The organism is Bacillus sp. GZB (assembly GCF_001975995.1).
GTDB lineage: Bacteria > Bacillota > Bacilli > Bacillales > Bacillaceae > Bacillus > Bacillus velezensis.
In genome coordinates this window covers 1-18,942 of sequence record NZ_MTQG01000020.1, presented here as the reverse complement: position 1 = coordinate 18,942, position 18,942 = coordinate 1, and the positions used below count along the sequence as shown (strand labels likewise).

Annotated in this window: 14 protein-coding genes; 13 read left to right on the top strand and 1 reads right to left on the bottom strand. The window is 36.5% G+C overall.

Annotated features, from left to right (window positions below):
- Window positions 1-62 precede the first annotated feature (62 nt).
- The 12 genes from rlmD (at window position 63) to BXO87_RS18995 (ending at window position 15,564) form a co-directional block, all read left to right on the top strand.
- Window positions 63-1,448, top strand: a complete 1,386-nt coding sequence (rlmD, locus tag BXO87_RS19055; RefSeq protein WP_038457178.1) for a 23S rRNA (uracil(1939)-C(5))-methyltransferase RlmD — start codon at window positions 63-65, stop codon at window positions 1,446-1,448.
- A gap of 536 nt (window positions 1,449-1,984) precedes the next feature.
- Entirely contained in the window at window positions 1,985-2,665 is a 681-nt protein-coding gene (locus tag BXO87_RS19050; RefSeq protein ID WP_038457179.1) for a response regulator transcription factor, read from the top strand.
- A gap of 96 nt (window positions 2,666-2,761) precedes the next feature.
- Complete coding sequence (locus tag BXO87_RS19045) at window positions 2,762-3,682, top strand: ATP-binding cassette domain-containing protein (RefSeq protein ID WP_038457180.1); 921 nt, start codon at window positions 2,762-2,764, stop codon at window positions 3,680-3,682.
- Window positions 3,679-4,479 carry an ABC transporter permease gene (locus BXO87_RS19040; protein WP_038457181.1) on the top strand — a complete coding sequence of 267 codons (801 nt, stop codon included), beginning with the start codon at window positions 3,679-3,681 and terminating at the stop codon, window positions 4,477-4,479. The genes BXO87_RS19045 and BXO87_RS19040 overlap by 4 nt, the downstream gene beginning before the upstream one ends.
- A gap of 19 nt (window positions 4,480-4,498) precedes the next feature.
- Complete coding sequence (locus tag BXO87_RS19035) at window positions 4,499-5,395, top strand: sensor histidine kinase (protein ID WP_038457182.1); 897 nt, start codon at window positions 4,499-4,501, stop codon at window positions 5,393-5,395.
- 99 nt (window positions 5,396-5,494) lie between these two features.
- On the top strand, window positions 5,495-6,268 hold the full coding sequence (locus BXO87_RS19030) for an enoyl-CoA hydratase/isomerase (protein WP_038457183.1): 774 nt from the start codon (window positions 5,495-5,497) through the stop codon (window positions 6,266-6,268).
- Window positions 6,261-7,019, top strand: coding sequence for a polyketide synthase (locus tag BXO87_RS19025; protein ID WP_038457184.1), 759 nt, complete (start codon window positions 6,261-6,263; stop codon window positions 7,017-7,019). Before BXO87_RS19030 ends, BXO87_RS19025 begins: the two co-directional genes overlap by 8 nt.
- A gap of 451 nt (window positions 7,020-7,470) precedes the next feature.
- Window positions 7,471-7,713 carry an acyl carrier protein gene (locus BXO87_RS19020; protein ID WP_038457185.1) on the top strand — a complete coding sequence of 81 codons (243 nt, stop codon included), beginning with the start codon at window positions 7,471-7,473 and terminating at the stop codon, window positions 7,711-7,713.
- A gap of 256 nt (window positions 7,714-7,969) precedes the next feature.
- Window positions 7,970-8,812, top strand: coding sequence for a hypothetical protein (locus BXO87_RS19015; RefSeq protein WP_139337737.1), 843 nt, complete (start codon window positions 7,970-7,972; stop codon window positions 8,810-8,812).
- A 3-nt stretch (window positions 8,813-8,815) separates the two neighbouring features.
- Window positions 8,816-13,714: a type I polyketide synthase gene (locus BXO87_RS19005; protein WP_079978469.1), complete on the top strand. Its 4,899-nt coding sequence runs from the start codon at window positions 8,816-8,818 to the stop codon at window positions 13,712-13,714.
- Between the two features lie 183 nt (window positions 13,715-13,897).
- Window positions 13,898-14,827 carry an ABC transporter ATP-binding protein gene (locus BXO87_RS19000; protein WP_038457187.1) on the top strand — a complete coding sequence of 310 codons (930 nt, stop codon included), beginning with the start codon at window positions 13,898-13,900 and terminating at the stop codon, window positions 14,825-14,827.
- Window positions 14,824-15,564, top strand: coding sequence for a hypothetical protein (locus tag BXO87_RS18995; protein WP_038457190.1), 741 nt, complete (start codon window positions 14,824-14,826; stop codon window positions 15,562-15,564). Before BXO87_RS19000 ends, BXO87_RS18995 begins: the two co-directional genes overlap by 4 nt.
- Before the next feature lie 61 nt (window positions 15,565-15,625).
- On the opposite strand, the gene BXO87_RS18990 is transcribed toward BXO87_RS18995, so the two are convergent.
- A complete protein-coding gene (locus BXO87_RS18990) occupies window positions 15,626-15,979 on the bottom strand; it encodes a hypothetical protein (RefSeq protein ID WP_038457192.1) in 354 nt (117 codons plus the stop codon).
- Window positions 15,980-16,857: 878 nt separating this feature from the next.
- On the opposite strand from BXO87_RS18990, the gene BXO87_RS18985 reads away from it, so the two are divergent.
- Window positions 16,858-18,942: type I polyketide synthase (locus tag BXO87_RS18985; protein WP_139337736.1), on the top strand; the 2,085-nt coding region annotated here is incomplete at its 3' end.

Below are 18,942 nucleotides of genomic sequence, written 5' to 3'. Positions count from 1 at the left end.
GAATTTGAAGGTTTGCCAGCACGCTGAAACAAGGCTATTGGTAAAACTAGAGGTGATTATAGATGAAAATGAAACCCCCGATAGAAAAAAATGAATACTATGATGTGACATTTGAGGATTTGACGCACGAAGGAGCGGGCGTCGCAAAGGTTCAGGGCTTCCCGATCTTCGTGCCGAACGCCCTGCCTGAGGAAAAAGCGCAAATCAAAGTGACACGCGTCAAAAAAGGCTTCGCTTTCGGCCGCTTGATTGAGCTGAAGGAAGAAAGCCCGCACAGAACGGATGCCCCGTGCCCAATCTACAAACAATGCGGCGGCTGCCAGCTTCAGCACATGACCTATGAAGGCCAGCTCTTGTTTAAACAGAAACAAGTCAAAGACGTCTTAGAACGGATCGGCAAGCTGGATCTGTCCAATGTCACCGTGCATCCGACGCTCGGCATGGAAGACCCGTGGAACTACAGAAACAAAGCACAGGTGCCTGTCGGTGAAAGAGAAGGCGGACTCGTCGCCGGATTCTATCAGCAAAGAAGCCATGACATCATCGACATGAGCGCCTGTCTGATCCAGCAATCCAAAAACGACGAAGCCGTCCAAGCCGTCAAAGACATCTGTGCAAATTACGGCGTCAAAGCCTACAACGAAGAACGCCATAAAGGCTGGCTCCGCCACATCATGGTCAGATACGGCGTCGTCACAGGCGAAATGATGATCGTCTTCATCACAAGAACAAGCGATTTTCCGCACAAAGCGAAAATCATCGAAGACATCACAGCGCAATTCCCGCACGTCAAATCCATCGTGCAAAACATCAATCCAAACAAAACAAACGTCATCTTTGGGAACGAAACAAACGTCATCTGGGGCGAAGAATACATCTACGACCTCATCGGAGACGTCAAATTCGCCATCTCCGCCAGATCGTTCTATCAGGTCAACCCGGAACAGACAAAAGTGCTCTACGACAAAGCGCTTGAGTACGCGGAGCTGCAAGGGGAAGAAACCGTCATCGACGCCTACTGCGGCATCGGAACGATTTCTCTCTTCTTAGCGAAGCAGGCGAAGAAAGTATACGGCGTCGAAATCGTGCCGGAAGCCATCGAGGATGCAAAACGCAACGCTGAGCTGAACGGCATCACAAACGCGGAATTCGCAGTCGGAGAAGCGGAAACAGTCATTCCGAAATGGTATGAAGAAGGCATCACGGCCGACACCCTCGTTGTCGACCCGCCAAGAAAAGGCTGCGACGAAGCCCTCCTGCGGACAATCATCGAGATGAAACCGAAGCGAGTGGTGTACGTGTCCTGCAATCCAGGAACGCTTGCAAGAGACCTGCGGGTGCTTGAGGATGGCGGGTATCAGACGCTCGAAGTGCAGCCTGTGGATATGTTCCCGCATACGAATCATGTGGAGTGTGTGGCTGTGCTGGAATTAAGAGAAGGTAACTAGCCCTTAGGGATGGTTGCCTTTTATTTATTTACGACGGCTTAACAACCGTATTTCTGTGTCAAGTTTAGGTGTGACGGTTATCTAAAGCATAATGGTGGTTTTTATGCCTCAGTATTTCTTTAGTTAAACCAAGTTAATCAGACGAACCTTTCTTATTATAAAATGTTAAACAAATTATTACCGCGCCTCAAACAGATATCTAAATAAAGGCGTTTCATGTATAATATTATTTGAAAAATAATTCCTCTTTAGTTATCAATACTTTTCTCACTGAATTAATTGTTCGGTACTTCATTTATTAATTTTTGTTATTTCCACAAGGCAAACCGGGTTTAATAAAAAAGACATTTAGAAGATAATCGTACGTTATTATGAGTACACGAATTTACTGCTAAGAATGGTAAAGCGTAGTATTCTAAAATAAAAAAGTCTCCTTACATTCATGTATTTTATTTAGCGATTTTTAAAAATTTCTATAAATAATCATTGTTATAAAATTGTGTAATAAGAGAACCGCATGAAGAGGTGAATTATAATTGAACAAAATCCTTATTATTGAAGATAATAAAGATATAAATCTGATGTTAGCTGAGTTTTTAGAGAGTGAAGGATTTGAAATAACTTCAGTTTTTGATGGAGCTAAAGGTATGCAGGAGGCGAAGGAAAAGGAATATGATTTAGTCTTATTGGATATAATGCTTCCTTACAAAAGCGGCGAAAGGATTCTAGTAGAAATCCGAAAAAAATCCTCCATTCCGATAATTATTATATCTTCGAAAAATTTAGTTGAAACCAAAATTAATTTATTGAAATTGGGTGCTGATGATTATATTACAAAACCTTTTGATTTAGGGGAAGTCGCTGCACGTGTAACAACAAACTTACGCCGTTTTGATAATGAAAAGAAGAAGAATACAGTCTTAAAATATAAGGATATGGAATTGGATGTTAGTAAAAAGCGTGTTATTTTAAACGGACAGGAATTGGAACTTACAGCCAAGGAATATTGTATTATTGAATTATTAATGCAGAACCCTGGAAAGGTGTTTTCAAAAATCAATATTTATGAATCAATATGGGAAGAAGAATACCTTGGAGATGATAATGCAGTAAAAACACATATGAGTAATTTACGAAACAAGTTAAAAAACTCCAATCCATGTGAAGAATATGTTGAAACAGTTTGGGGGTTGGGTTATCGACTATATAAGGTTTAAGCCGTTAATTACATTCTGCTGTCATTTATTTTAAATTTCTTAACCTTTTCTTAACCTTTGCATATTATCCTTAGGAAAAGAGGAGAGGGGATTTAAATGGAAAAATTCATTTTGAAAACTAATGAATTAACAAGAACATATAAAGGCTTTAATGCATTGCACAATGTATCAATTACTTTGGAACCCGGGAAAATATATGGGTTAATTGGAAGAAATGGAGCCGGTAAAAGCACTCTAATGAGAATAATAGCAGGGCTTAGTTATCCTTCCTCAGGGAGTGTGGAGCTATTCGGGAAGAAAAGTACGAAAGCCATCCAATCTGAACGTAAACGTATCGGTTCTATGATAGAATCTCCAAGTCTCATTATGAATATGACTGCTAAGGAAAACATGAAAGCGCACCGGACTATGAGAGGGATTCCAAATACGGAAATAGAAGATGAGCTTTTACACTTAGTGGGTTTAAGTGATACAGGGAAAAAAAAAGTTAAAAACTTTTCTCTGGGAATGAAACAGAGATTGGGGATAGCAATTTCGCTTATCAACAATCCTGAATTGTTAATCTTAGATGAACCCATAAATGGGCTTGATCCGCTCGGAGTCAAAGAAGTAAGAAATTTACTTATCAAGTTGTGTGAAGAGAGACATATCACCATTCTTATTTCAAGTCATAATCTTCCAGAGTTATTTCAGGTGGCAACAGATTATATTATTATTCATGACGGAGAGATAAAGCAAACCTTAACTCTTGAACAATTAGAGAACCGATGCAGGAAACATATCCTTATAGAATGTGAAGAACCTGAAAAACTATTGAGTATATTAGAAACAGAATTTAACACAACGAACTTCAAGGTCTTACCTGATAAGACGATTAAACTTTATGACCTAGTTGATGAAAAGAAAAAAGTAGCACAAGCTCTTCTTAATAAAGGAATTTTAACGACAAATTTTTCAATAGAAGGAGATACGTTGGAAAACTACTTTATTTCTGTTATTGGTGGTGAAGAAGAATGATGAATCTCATTCAATCCGATTTATATAAATTAAGGAAATCAAAAGCGATCAAAATATTATTTTTAATTATGTGGGTCGCTGCTGCGGTAGTTGCATTGGTGTCATATTTAGTTGCACAAGGGAAAATTGACCAAGAACTGAGCGGGCCTCTATCTGGACTGACTGATATTATGATGGTAGCAATCGTCGGACCATTCTTAGCCGGAGTCTATATATGTGGTGATTTTGATAATAAAACAATACATGATGCTATTTCTTCATGTGGAATCAGTCGGTTAGTCGTTATCATTAGTAAAGCAATTGTATACTATTTAATTGTAATGTTAATGCTTGTACCCTATGTAGTTGTGACTTTGATTGCATTTGCTACTGGGGCAGAGTTCTCTCAGCCGTTTGCTGCATCAGTATTCCTTAGTATTTTAGCAAATGAAAATGGGTTGGATTTAACCCCTTTGGTTTTTGGGAAAATGATTGTTATCATGATTGTTATGTTACTTGTCTATGCATCAGAAATGACTGTATGTGTGCTTCTTTCCTTTTTATTCAGAAAGTCCTCTTTGGTTATCTTCACCGGTTTTGGTTTAATATTGGTCCTGCAAATCCTTGGAGGTTTGGGCAGTAAATCTGATGTAGTGAATAATATTTTATCTTATACACCTTTTTCAATAGGCAGCTCAGTATTAACAATGGATGCAGATCCAGATGTAATTTTGAAGGCTTTAGGTGTCAGTTTGTTGTTTTGTGTATGGTTCCTTAGTATCACAAATGGGATTTTTAGAAAATCAGAAGTTAAATAATTGGAAGGCTGGTTAAAACGTGGAGATTGTAATTGGTATTTTGACGGTATTGATTATTTTTTTAGTGTTATATATTGTTTTAATACAGTTGCAGCTTCGCAATATCAATTACCAGCTTGAAAAACGTTTAACTGAATACACCCGTCAGCCTGTTAGTGTTGAGTTGATTAATAAAGATTTAAATAAACTAGTGGTTAATATTAATAAATACCTTAAGGCGGAGGAAAGTCTTCGCCTTAAGAGGATTCGTGAGGATAGAAAGTTTAGAGAGTTAATTGTTAATATCTCTCACGACTTACGGACACCTCTGACTGCAATAAAAGGATATCAACAACTAATCAAAAAGGGCGAATTGCCATATGAACAGCTTAAAAAACTTGAGATTGCGATAAAACACACAAATGAACTAGAAAACTTGATTCAATATTTTTTTGAATATTCCTATCTTACAAATTCGGAACCTGATATCGATCTTGAAAGAACAAATCTTAACAATTTTGTCGCAGAATCTCTTATAACATTTATACCATTGCTCGAAGAAAAAAGTTTGTCTTTACACTTTAAAGAAACTAAACCGATATTTGCATTGGTCGATAAGAAAATGCTTAAAAGAATCATTCAAAATCTTGCTAGGAATTGTATTCAGCATTCAGAAGGTGATATTGAGGTTAAGTTACTATTAATGAAGGATAGAGTTATAATATCATTCAAAAATCCAATTAAGGACGCCTATAATGTGGATGAAGAGCAACTTTTCGATCGTTTCTATACAGCTGATAAGGCGAGAAGTAAGTCGACCGGATTAGGTTTAGCGATTGTAAAACTCCTTGCAGAACAAATGGGAGGAAGTACAGAGGCAGCAGTACATAATGAATCACTGGATATCAGAGTAAGTTTGCCTTTATATAAAGGTTAGTTAAAGTTAGATGGGCTAATCTATAAAATGAGTATAAAATTAATATAACTCTAGGCTGATTTTATTTGTTAGAATGAAAAATTACAAGCAGGTGTAATAATGGAGTGGAAAACAATTAAGGTCGAATTTGATGGTCCTATTTGTTATATAAAGTTTAATCGCCCTAATACAAAGAATGCCATAAATAATTTGCTAATTGAAGAATGTCATAGAGCCGTTAGCTTATGTGAAAAGAAAAGCAGTGTTGTTATTTTCGAAGGCTCGCCACAAGCATTTTGCTTTGGTGCAGATTTTAATGAAGTTGAGTTTAGTGGGAATAGTAAGACACAAAGAGCACACGGTCCTGATTTGCTTTATGACCTGTGGTTGAAAATGGCGAGTGGTCCATTTATTTCAATATCACATGTGCGGGGAGTTGCAAACGCTGGTGGAATAGGATTTGTTGCTGCTAGTGATATTGTAATAGCTGACGATACCGCAGTTTTTAGTTTATCGGAGTTATTGTTTGGTCTCTTTCCAGCAATGGTTTTACCTTTTTTAATTCGTAAAATAGGTTATCAAAAATCAAATTATTTGACTCTTACGACAAGACCAGTAAATGTACAATTGGCCTATGAATTAGGTTTAGTGGACGAATATCAAAAAAATAGCAACGGCCTTTTAAAACGCCAGTTAGCTCGTGTTATAAAACTGCCAAAGTCCGGAATTAAGCAATATAAGAACTATATGATGGAACTAAATGATTTTGTATTTAAGAGTAAGAAACACGCTGTTGAAACAAATCAATCAATTTTTTCAGATAGTTATAACTTGGAGAGAATTCGTCTATTTGTGGAAAAGGGGATATATCCTTGGGAGGGGAACGATGAGTAATTTGCCAGTTGAATTAAAGGAGATAAGTACAGGCGTTGCTCTCATAACAATGCAAGACAGAGTAAACAAAAATACATTCACCAGAGAGCTATTACTTGGGCTGGAAAAAGCTTTTAAAACAATAGAAGAAAATATACATTTTAAAGTGGTAGTTATTACTGGCTATGATAATTATTTTGCATCGGGCGGCACGAAAGAAGACTTAATTGCTATCCAGGAAGGCAAGGCCAATTTTGATGAATCACCTGGAGATAAGAATATCTACAGTCTTTCATTGGATTGCAGAATTCCGGTGATTGCGGCTATGCAGGGACATGCTATCGGTGGGGGATTAGCTTTTGGACTGTTTGCCGATTTTATTATTTTATCAAGAGAAAGTGTTTATACAGCTAACTTTATGAAATATGGGTTTACTCCGGGGTTTGGATCAACTTATATTTTTCCTGAAAAATTAGGATTAACTTTAGCACAGGACTTTTTGCTGAGTGCTCGTACTTTTCGTGGGTCTGAATTGGAAAAAAGGGGTGTTCCCTTTGAAGTACATCCAAGGAAAGAAGTGATAGAGCGTGCTTTAGAACTGGCAGAAATAATAGCCGAAAAGCCGAGAATATCATTGGTTACATTAAAGGATCACCTAGTTGCAGAGCACCGTAAAAAGATTTCTGAGGTTATTAAACTGGAAGTAGAGATGCATGATTTAACATTTCATCAATCGGAAGTTAAAGAAAAAATTATGAAATTATATAATTAATGCTGGCTTTTTATTATGTGTATTTCCTCTCGATTAATTTAATAAGTTATTGAAAAATGGTCCCAGATTGATGTTTCTTCTGGGCTTTTTGTCGTTAGGTGTTTATTGTGAAAAGAGTGAATTTATTGTAATATTAACTAGTGTGTTGTAAATAAAAGAAAATTTAACCACAATTATTGTGAGAGGGGGAAGGGAAACACTGCTGTATGCATCATAATCTTCTAAGTAACAATAGAGGGATAATGAGTGCGAGGATAAGTCTTATTTTTAATTAACTTTCTAAGAGTGAATAACTGTTAGTCATATTATGATTTTGAGAGATTAGGCCAAAAGTGAAGATTCAATATTGAGAATTATATTTTGATCAATGTTTTCTTGTTTTAGATAAAACGGTTCTAATTTAATAATCCTGATTGAGGATGAATTGAACATTAGAAGGGAAATTATACCAATGAATAGAAAAGAAATTTTTGAAGTGTTCAAACAAAATATTTACGAAGTTGTTCCTGAAATTGAGGGTGTAAAGATTACGATTGAGGATAGCTTGCAAGACTTGGGGGCAAACTCGATCGATCGAGCTGAGATTATTATGAGTACATTAGAGTCTGTCAAAGTTTCTATCCCTATGGTTGAATTCGGAAAGTTGAAAACTATCAGAGAAATTATTGAAATTATAGCAGCCAGATTGATATGACTCCAGCAGAATAGGTAGATAATCAAAGAAGGGTCTCTGTGGAATGTTTAAGAGTGTGGTATATGAACTGGAATCGGTGTCTATTCTCTGCTTAAGTCATAAATAAGTAGAGTTTAATAATGCTTTAAGAAAGTACTTTAGGATCTGATTTTTCTTTGTCTGGTATCGATTATATCAACCAAGCCTGTTAACTGAAGGTTAATAGAATTCCTAATGGTATGGCTTTATAAAATAAAGAGTAGAAGTGGGGATGAAAATGAAGCGTTTGCAATTATTTGAGTTTATGGACTTTGAATGGTTTCCTAAATTTTTAAGAGATCTAATTACAGATGTTCTTAACTCTATGCTAAAAAAGGGATCACCTTATGATGATGTTATTCCGGTGATAAAAAAGGTAATGAAAAAGTCAGATACAAATCAGATTGTTGATCTATGCTCTGGCGGCGGCGGACCTTGGCTTGGAATGATTGATACCCTTCAAAAGGAAGATGAGTCTGTGAAACTAATACTTACAGATAAGTTTCCAAATAAAGAAGCAATTGAGAGGGTTACAAGGGATTATAATAATAAACTGGAATATATACCTGAGTCCGTTGATGCAGCGGAAGTACCTGCCGATTTAAAAGGGATGAGGACCATATTCGGAGGGTTCCATCACATGAATTCTTCTGTTGCTAAGGCTATTTTCAAAAATGCCGCAGAGGAGCGTCAGGGAATTGTTGTTGGAGAATCAATGTTAATGCCTCCCGGGTTTGCATGGACTATACTACCTATCTTAATTCTTTTATCTCCATTATTTTTGGTTTTTTATTGGGTTCAGTTTGCTAAAGTTATTAGAGGGGATATTCAGACTGTTTTTGCAAGGTTGATTTTTACATACTTGATTCCGATTGCTCCGTTAGTAATGATGTTTGATGGTTTTGTATCAATTGTGCGGATTTATACAAAGAAGGATTTAGAAGAAATCGTTCATTCGATTGAGGTTGAGGGCTACACATGGGAAGTGAACATGGTGCAAACGAAAAAAAATCAACCGCCTATCGTATACGCTGCAGGTTATCCCAATCAAAATGAGTTACTAAAGGAAGAAGGAAATTAAATTATGGCAGATGCGATAAATAGTAAATTATTAAAACAGTCACTTTATACTATTCAGAAACTGCGTAATCAACTGGATGATGCGCAGAAATCGAGCAGTGAGCCTGTGGCAGTCGTTGGGATGGCTTGCAGATTCCCAGGGGGATGTAACTCTCCAGAGGAATACTGGGAATTACTAAAGGCAGGGACTGAAACAATTATCGACATTCCTGAAGATAGATGGAGTGCGGATGATCATTATGATCCATCACCGGAGACTATTGGTCAAATGTATGTTAAGCAGGGAAGTTTCTTAAAGAGAGATGTGTCTGAATTCGATGCGAAGTTTTTTAAGATCTCTTCGGCCGAAGCCAATTCAATGGATCCTCAGCATCGTCAGTTGTTGGAGGTTTGTTGGGAGTCATTAGAAAACGCGGGACAAAATCCAACTGAACTTAGAGGAAGTAAAACAGGTGTGTTTATAGGTATTTCAGGAGCATGTGAATATGCCATGCTTCCTCAGGATAAGTCAAAAGTAAATCAATATATTGGGACTGGTACAACTTCCAGTATCGCCTCAGGAAGAATATCTTATGTTTTTGGCCTAAATGGACCGTCTTTATCTATTGATACTGCGTGTTCTTCTTCATTGGTTACCACACATTTAGCTGTAGAATCTCTGCGGCGCGGAGAATGTAACATGGCATTATCTGGCGGTGTGAATTTAATGCTTTCACCGATTGTTATGTCAAATTTATGTATGATGGATGCGGTTTCGAGAGATGGAAGATGTAAGCCATTTGATGCTAATGGAAGTGGCTATGGACGTGGTGAAGGTTGTGGAGTACTAGTGCTAAAGAGACTTTCAGATGCAGAAAAAGATGGCGATACCATCTATGCGGTGATTCGCGGCGGTGCAGTTAACAATGATGGATCCAGCAGCGGTCTAACAGTTCCGAATGGAAAAGCACAAAAGATGGTCATAGAGTCAGCATTAGACGCATGCTCTTTAAAACCTGAACAGATTAGTTATCTTGAGGCTCATGGCACTGGGACTCCATTAGGTGATCCGATTGAAATCGGGGCAGTTACTGAGATTTTTGGGAATAAAAATGGTCAACAAAGAGATAATCCCTTAGTCATTGGAGCGGTTAAAGGGAATATTGGACACCTTGAGAGTGCAGCGGGTATTGCCAGTGTGATCAAAATAGTTCTTAGTCTTCACTATAAAGAGATACCACGTATTGTTAACTCTGATGTTCCTAATCCGAGAATTAACCTTAAAAAAATTCCGGCAGTGCTTCCTCGTGAGCATATGAAATGGGAGGTATCCGGAGAAAAAGAAAGAATAGCCGGTATCAGCTCATTTGGATTTAGCGGAACAAATGCACATATGATTTTATCGGAAGCACCATTAAGGGAATTTTCTTCAAAAAACAATTTTCAATCTAATATTTTATTTTTAAGCGCTAAGGATGAAAGAGCATTAATTGAGTTAATTTCTAGATACGACGAATACTTTGTGAAACACCCTGAAGTAAATATTGAGGATGTTTGTTATGTTACAAATGCATGTCGTTCGAGTTATGTCCATCGTGCCGTATTTGTAGGAAATAGCATTGATGATTTCCGAGAAGGGTTCTTACAGGTTCTAAATGAAGCCGAAAAGAAAAATACCATTTATGCGGACAGTGATAACTATAGCAATAAATTGGCATTTCGAATGCCGTTTAATTTATTGAAGAATAATACGGTTTATACAGCAAAAATCAATGAGCAGTTCCCACCTAAAATTGCCTTTGTTTTTAACGGAAATACGAATAAAACTCTAGAAAGTTCAGTCCTTATTTATAATTTATTCCCAATATTCAAACGTGAGTTTGATGAGTGCTTGAAGCATTTTGAACCATATTACGGAACTGGGCTTGTCGATGCTTTTCTGCATAAAAAGTTTACAAAACATAAACATAGATATATGTACCTCTTTGCTGTTCAGTATGCCATGATGAAGCTTATAGAATCATTTGGGGTTAAACCCGAAATCACTTTTGGTGAAAGAACTGGCAAATATATAGCTGCTGTAACGGCGGGGATTATGAGTGTTGAATCGGCAGTAAAACACTTTGTAGAAGCTCAGAATATTATCAGTAAAGTAAACAGAGCAACTCATTACAGAATTTTTGCCGATAGAAAGAATGCGGGAGAGATATTAAATAGATTTATAGGTAAGGTTCATATTTCTGCAATATATTCGAAAAACGAATTTGTGCTATCTGGTCAGGCAGAGGATATTAATAGAATGGTTTTAGAATTCCAAAGTAGGGGAATTAAAACAGTTGAAGAGGTTGAGTCTGACTGGCCATCTGGACTTTTCGAAGATTATGCAAATGATTATGGTCATACAATTGTGGATGAAGTTTATTTCAAGCCTAAATGCCGTTATATTTCAGAAAGTTCAGGAGAAACCATCCGTAACTCTCAAAGACTTACTACCGATTATTGGAAGAAGGAATTGTTTTCACCGGTGCAATACGAGAAATCATTCGAGTTTCTTTATCAGCAAGGTTATCGTTACTTTGTGGAGATAGGTGATTCCAGTAGCCTGAAAGAGAGTGAAACGACAATGTACCAAAAGGATGGTGTGGTACATATCCCATTAATCAGTGATGACCAGAATAGCTTATATAAAATGCTGCAGGGAATGGCAAAACTAATATGTCTAGGAATGAATATCAATTGGCACAGCTTTTATGAAGGATATTCTTATTATAAGATTATTTTGCCAAACTATCCTTTTGCAAAAACAAAACATTGGATTACTCAACCAGATGCCGGTTCCTTCAATGAAACAGATTTAAAATTGAGTAATGCTTTAAAAGGAAAGGAAATCAGTCTGCCTTACAGACATAAGCAATATGAATACACCTTGTCATATAAGAATTTACCGGAACTTATGGATAACTCGGGAGTAGTACATGTGGGCTACTATATAGAAATGCTTGCAGATACGATTAGGAATCTTTACGGTAATGTAAAATTCAGTTTGAAGAATATGGACTTTTTTAGTCCGATTATGATATTTGAGGGTGAAATGAAAGATATCTTACTGGTGTTAGAAGATAATGACGGAATAATTGAGTTCCATTTCTACAGTAAAGATAATGAGCAAATCAAATGGAATCTTCATGTTCAAGGAAATATGACATTAAAAGAAAATTCCCTTGCAACGGATGAGTCATTGTCAGTTGAATCTGTTATTTCTGTATCAGACATGCATGATTCTGGAGAAGACTTTTATAAGCTCCTGGAAGAAGAGGGGTTCCATTTTGGACCGTCTGTACGCTGGGTTGATGAGATATGGCATAAAGAAGGGGAAGCATTAATCAGTATTAAACAAAATACCAACTCAGGAGATGATTATGCATTATATTTACACCCCGGCGTTATCGACAGTTGTGCTCAAGTATTTAATTTTATTTCAACAAGTACTTCGTCGGGCAGTAAAAAATTTATGATTTCAAATCTGGGAGAATCAACTTTCAGATCGATCAATTATAAAGGAAAGCTGTTTGCGCAAATCAGGATTTCAGAATATAACGACAAAAGTATGCAAATCAAGGGAGATATAAAAATCCTTGGCGAAGACGGTAAAACCATTATTATGATTGATAATGTCATTATGAAAGAATTCGATGAAGAATACATGGGAGCAATGAAGGAGCTGTTAGAATCAACCTCAGCATCTCAGACTGACGAAGACAAAGACTTTTTATTGAAATATTCAGAGGCAGATCACAGAGAAAAGGTCGAACTCTTAATAGAATATGTACGTGGTATCCTCGCTTCAATTGTGGAAATGGAGCCTGAGGAATTAGATGTTAATGAGCAGTTGGATAATTTCGGGCTAGACTCCATGATGGGATTACGTTTCCATGGCAAGCTTTCACAGCTACTTGGAGCAGAGTTTTCATTTGTTGAAGTAATTCAATCGACAACTATAACAACGATGGCTTTAGAATTGACTAAATTTCTTCCTGGAGGAGAATCACTTGCCGAAGAGCGCAAAATAACAGAGCCTCAAGCTGAAGAAGGTATAGGGAAATGGATCTACGATTATAAGCCGAACAGTGAGGCAAAAGTTCGCTTATTCTGTTTCCCATATGGATTTGGAAGTGCAGATATGTACAGGGAGTGGAAAGAAAAGCTTGGTCCTGAAGTTGATGTTTGTCCAATTAAACTCCCAGGACTTGATTTTGAAAGAATGAAAGAAGAAACTCCCACGGATATCGATGAATTCATGGATACCCTTATAGATGCGATTTCAGATGTTATTTATGACATACCTTGTATGACTTTCGGTCATAGCTGGGGATCTTTATTCGCGTACAGACTGGGAAACAAACTTGCTAAGACACCCGGTGTAAATTATGTGAAATTATTTGTATCCGGGTATACTGCACCCATTTTACCGAATACAAGTCTTATGCAAATTCTTGAAGAATTAAAATTGCTAGGTATCAATCATATTCCTGATTTTGATGAAATAAAGGCAACATCATCTATTGACATGGTAAGCAGAGCCTTTTTATTAGGTTGGGGCGTAGAAGACGAGGTTACAGACGGCATGTTGGAAGGAACAAAATTGACACTGCCATTGATTATTTCTGCGTATCGCATTATTGAAAAATTCCAATATAATCATTTAGAGGATTTTGACATACCTATTGTCGGTTTCCACGGAATTGATGACCAAAGGGTTTTATTTGAGGATATGAATGCTTGGGAAGATATTACAACAAATTCATTTACACTTTACACAATGGCAGGCGACCATGTATTTATTGATAAGAGCCAATCAGAAGAAAGAATTATCGAGCTTTTAAATAAAGAAATTTATGAGTCTATGATACAAAAAATAGATTGATGAGTGTGTTAAAAATTACTAGACGGAGCAAACAAGCCAGGATTTATTGACCTCTTAAATTCTGGCTGTTTCATCCGTTAACTCCGGAGTTTTTCGTTTAAGGATGAAAGTATTACTAGCTAGCGCTTAGGAAGGTCTTCTAATTTGTCAGCCGGATAATTTTTAAAAGAAAAGAGGTAAACCATGGTTAGTTCACCAATTGAAGTTAAAAACATAAAAAAGTCTTTGCAAGGACGTGAAATTTTAAAAGGAATAAGCTTCAATGTTGAAAAAGGAGATATTTTTGGTTTCATTGGGCCAAATGGTGCAGGAAAAACGACAACAATAAGAATTTTGCTCGGATTGTACGCAGCGGATGAGGGCAGTGCTTCAATTATGGGTTATGATGTTTCTAACGATGAATCAAGGAAAAAAGTTGGTTTTGTCATTGACGGAGATGGATTATACGATAACATGACAGCTGAAGCGAACTTAGGATATTACCTGAAAATTTATGAAAAACCTTTAGACAAAACCCATATAAGAAAAGTATTGGATATGGTGGGACTGGCTCATAGAGCACAGGATAAAGTTGGAACATTTTCAAAAGGAATGAGACAAAAACTTGCCTTGGCAAGAGCCCTTGTTTATAAACCGGAAGTCCTTATTCTTGATGAGCCTACATCCGGGATTGACCCTTCTGCTCAATTGGATATTAGACAAATTTTACTTAATCTTGTTCATAAAGAGAATAAGACGGTTTTGTTGAGTTCTCATAATATGGATGAAGTTGAAAAAATTTGCAACCGGGTTGCTTTGCTTAACAAAGGTGAAATTAAGCTTTATGGACGTTTGGATGAATTGTGCAGACAGGCAGGTAGGAATATCATTGTCGTGCATGCCAATACCACGATTGATGATCATACAAAAAACAAACTTAAGAGTATGAAGGAATTTGGTCTATCTGAAATAAATGAAACAGATCTAATTTTTAAACCCTCAGGAAACATAAAAGTGCCTGATATTATTAATATGCTTGCAAAAGAGGGAGTTGAAGTAGAGGGAGTATCTAAAAACGATGCTTCATTAGAAGATGTGTATAACAAGATCATAAGGAGCGATGTTAACCAATGAGAAGAATAATGGCAATTATCAATGTCAGTTTGAAGAGTATTTTTCAATTTAAGTCATTGATAATGGTTTATCTAGGGATCGTACTTATATGTACGGCTGTTATTGGTATAGCTGGGGCAAAGCTCATCATTGAACCTGCATCCGGCAGAATTGATGAAAGTACGCTTGTCTATTACATCGGTATTCTTGAATATTGTGCTGCTGTTATTTTAACAGGCGTTAATTATTGTGTTTTATTTTCAGTTCCTTTAACACGTGAAAAGGTTAATAAAAATATAGAATCTCTTTTAGCTACCATTTCCAGTGTTAAGGAGCTTTGGGTTGCAAAAAGTATTGCGCTTTTCTTGCCAGGTTTTTTATTAGGAACGATTATTCCATTATTTTTAACTTTTATTTTTAGCTCAATTTACTTATCCTCAAGTTTTGTTGTGTTTTCAAATGTTTGGATTGTTCTATGCACGTATTTTGCAGTACAGGTTATCTACCTATGTTTAAGCTTATTAATCCATTTTGTCGGACTTGTTGGAAATACTGAGGCTGGCAATGTGATTGCGACTATATTTTTACCGGTATTTGCAGGTTTGGTTATTAATCTTTTGGCACGTCAAATTTTAGACATAAATTCTTCTGTATTTTTCATTTCGAATATCTGTCTCGCAGTAATTCTTTTTAGTGTATGTATGATATTCCGTTATAAACTTAGAAAGGAGAAAATTATTTTATCATGTCAAAAATAAAATTCAATCGAATACAAGTGATTTTTAAGAGAGACTACGATGAATATTCCAGTTGGAAATCTTATAAGATTCTTTTGCTTATGTTCCTCGTTCTTACAGCGGCAGCAGTTGTTTCTATTAATTGGTTATTACCTGATCGATTCCTAATTTCTTCCGGGATGATTTCTTGTACTATTATTTCCAATATCCTTTTTATGCTGACACTGATTCCACTCATGATAAGCATACCATTTTTTACAAGCGGTACATTTACTAAAGAAAAAGCAAACGGAATAATCTCATCTCTTTTATCCACTCCGCTGAAGCCGATTGAAATCTGGATCGGCAAAAGTCTTGCTGTTTTTTTGCCGAATTTTATTGTTTCAATTTTATCGCCATTAGTTGTTTTGCTGGTCGCAAATAATGTAGTGAGCATTTCAGTGTCACTCCTGCTATCTATTTTTTTAATTACTCCCTTATTATTTCTAGGATTGACAGTACTTACGATTCAGTTGTCTATGATCTATTCTTCTGAAATGTCAATCGCACCTTCTTATCTCATCGCATTAATATTGTTAGCGGGTGTACCTCTAGGGTCGATCACAAATTATCTGGATATCACCTCTTGGAAATTTACATTCATTTATTTAATTATAACAGTCTTCATGTGGGGGTTAGTTGGAGGATTTTCATTTTTTCTATCAAAGGAACGTATCATTCTGTCTAAATAGAAAATTCGTTTGCATAGTGAAATCAAAAGTGATTCTATTATATTCCATTCAATACGACTAAGTCCAAAACACGGTGAAAATCATTTAGTCTATTTTCACTTTTTTGGGCTATTTTTACGGAGAAAAATGGCCATTAATGGATATAAGTGATATAATGACCAGGAGATAATCCCTACGCAATGAGAGAAGGGAAGCCTTTATATATATATTTAAATTGAATTGTCTTAGGATGAATGTAAATTCAGGATCTAAGTCAGTGATATGAGCTTTATTTTTTGAAAAAAGTTCAAACCGAATAAAATCACAATTTCACTAAAGAATTCTATAAGGACTAATGAAGTGAATAAAGCTTTTTTGATGCAGTTAAAAATGATAATTTTTTCTTTACCAATACTTCTTTGACCAATTGTTCTCTCTTATATTAATATGTCTGAATCCTTCAAATTGGGACTACTCAACATTTTTTAAACACTCCCTGATCTTCTATTTCTAATTTATTTCGTTTTTTCTGAAGATTAATACAAGTTTCACTATTTAATTTAAATTTAATAAGTTCATCCACTATTTTTATGGAGGGATATATATGAATAAAGACATGCCAAAGGGCAAGAGGATTTCATCAACCACAACCCGCTATGGTGCTAAAACATCAGATATGGCTATTGTCGGAATTGCATGTCGTTTTCCGGAAGCAGAGAATTATGAGGAATATTGGGATAATCTTAAAAAGGGACGATCGAGTATTAAAGAAATCCCAAAAGATAGATGGAATTGGAAAGAATTTTGTACCATTAGAGGGGAGTATAAAAGTAATAGTGTAAGTAAGTGGGGGGGATTTATAGACAATGTTAACACCTTTGATATAAGGTTTTTTGGGCTATCTAACAGAGAAGTAGATGCCATGGATCCTCAACAAAGAATGATGCTGGAGCTCACATGGTCTTGTTTTGAAGATGCAGGAATCCGCCCTTCTAATGTATCAGGGGATAAAATCGGGGTTTTCCTCGGTGCATTTAATTTTGATTATAAGGAGCTAGTGGAAAGAAGTCAGGAAAGGATTGTCCCGCATCATTCAACGGGCACTTCTTCTGGAATTATTCCTAATCGTATTTCCTATTATTATAATTTAAAAGGTCCAAGCCTTGAAATTGATAATGCATGTTCTGGATCTATCACTGCATTACATACAGCATGTCAATCAATTATGAACGGAGATTGTGAGATGGCTTTAGCTGGAGGGGTCAGTATATTACTTTCTCCCTCCAGACAAATTGCATTTTCCCAGATGGGGATGTTATCTCCTTCGGGTTCGTGTAAGACTTTTGACCGAAGTGCAGATGGGTATGTACGTGGTGAGGGGGCGGGCATAGTTTTAATAAAGCCCTTTCATAAAGCTCTTACTGACGGAGATCCGATCCATGGAGTTATCAAGGGATCCGCCATCAATCATGGCGGGAAAACATTCACATTGACATATCCGAATCCTGATGCTCAGGCGGATGTCATTATTGAGGCTGTAAACAGAGCGAATGTTTCTTTTGACAGCATTAATTACATCGAGGCGCACGGAACAGGAACTCCAAAAGGTGACCCGATAGAATTTGAAGGGCTAATGAGGGCCTCTCAAGTTCTTTTAAAAGAAAAGGACAAGACAAAAGCTCAATGCGGCTTAGGATCAGTTAAGACTAATATCGGGCATTTGGAATCTGCAGCTGGAATTGCAGGAGTCATTAAAGTGCTGATGGCTATGAAATACGGTAAATTGCCAGAGAATTTGGGTTATCATCAGATCAATCCAAAAATTCCGATTGATAATAGTCCTTTTTCAATTGTTGATCAATTAAAAGAGTGGGAATCTTTAAAAGATGGGGAAGAGGTTATTCCGCGTAGAGCGGGAGTGAGTTCATTTGGATTTGGCGGAACGAATGGCCATGTGATTTTAGAAGAACATCGAGTGGTCAAGAAGACAAAAAAACCTTCAAAATCTCATTATTTTTTTGGTTTATCTGCGAAAACTGACGAATCCTTAAAACAAAAAATAATGGATTTGAAAAATTGGCTTGAAAAAAATAGTGATCAGGTGGAAATTGCGGATGTAAGTGCTACTTTGCTTTTTGGACGAGAGCTTTTTAAAAAGAGAGTCGCAGTCATCGCAGATGGTGTATCCGATTTGCGGGAAAAGCTTGCAGCAGTGCTGGAAAATCAAGAAAGAGATGAATGTATCAGAAGCAATATGCTTGGTAATGAAGATTGGAATGCCTTATCAAAAAAAATCGAAAAAGCGGCAGAAGCTATAAAAGAAATAAAAAATTGTCATACGGTGAAATATAAAAATCAGCTCATTCATCTGGCAAAATTTTATGTGGCAGGATGCGATTTTGAATGGGAAAAAGTTTTTTATACTACAGGTCGGAGAATAAGTCTTCCTACATATCCTTTTGCTAGAGAAAGTTGTTGGATGCCTCCAGTAAAAGTTTTGGCAGAGGGGACTAATCATATTGAAAACTTCAAAGATATTGAATCGGAGCTGCAGCAAAGTACCATACACCCGTTGGTCCATGAAAATACATCTGATCTTAGTAGGCAGCGTTTCACTTCTGTATTATCTGAGACAGAAGATTTCTTCTATTCCGTTAACGAAAGCTCTGCTTATCTGCCGGAGTCAGCT

Excerpts from the sequence above, each read along its gene's own strand:
- rlmD (WP_038457178.1), top strand. The coding sequence starts at position 63 with ATGAAAATGAAACCCCCGATAGAAAAAAATGAATACTATGATGTGACA.
- BXO87_RS19045 (WP_038457180.1), top strand. The coding sequence starts at position 2,762 with ATGGAAAAATTCATTTTGAAAACTAATGAATTAACAAGAACATATAAA.
- BXO87_RS19040 (WP_038457181.1), top strand. The coding sequence starts at position 3,679 with ATGATGAATCTCATTCAATCCGATTTATATAAATTAAGGAAATCAAAA.
- BXO87_RS19030 (WP_038457183.1), top strand. The coding sequence starts at position 5,495 with ATGGAGTGGAAAACAATTAAGGTCGAATTTGATGGTCCTATTTGTTAT.
- BXO87_RS19025 (WP_038457184.1), top strand. The coding sequence starts at position 6,261 with ATGAGTAATTTGCCAGTTGAATTAAAGGAGATAAGTACAGGCGTTGCT.
- BXO87_RS19020 (WP_038457185.1), top strand. The coding sequence starts at position 7,471 with ATGAATAGAAAAGAAATTTTTGAAGTGTTCAAACAAAATATTTACGAA.
- BXO87_RS19015 (WP_139337737.1), top strand. The coding sequence starts at position 7,970 with ATGAAGCGTTTGCAATTATTTGAGTTTATGGACTTTGAATGGTTTCCT.
- BXO87_RS19005 (WP_079978469.1), top strand. The coding sequence starts at position 8,816 with ATGGCAGATGCGATAAATAGTAAATTATTAAAACAGTCACTTTATACT.
- BXO87_RS19000 (WP_038457187.1), top strand. The coding sequence starts at position 13,898 with ATGGTTAGTTCACCAATTGAAGTTAAAAACATAAAAAAGTCTTTGCAA.
- BXO87_RS18995 (WP_038457190.1), top strand. The coding sequence starts at position 14,824 with ATGAGAAGAATAATGGCAATTATCAATGTCAGTTTGAAGAGTATTTTT.
- BXO87_RS18990 (WP_038457192.1), bottom strand. The coding sequence starts at position 15,979 with ATGCTCACTACATTATTTGCGACCAGCAAAACAACTAATGGCGATAAA.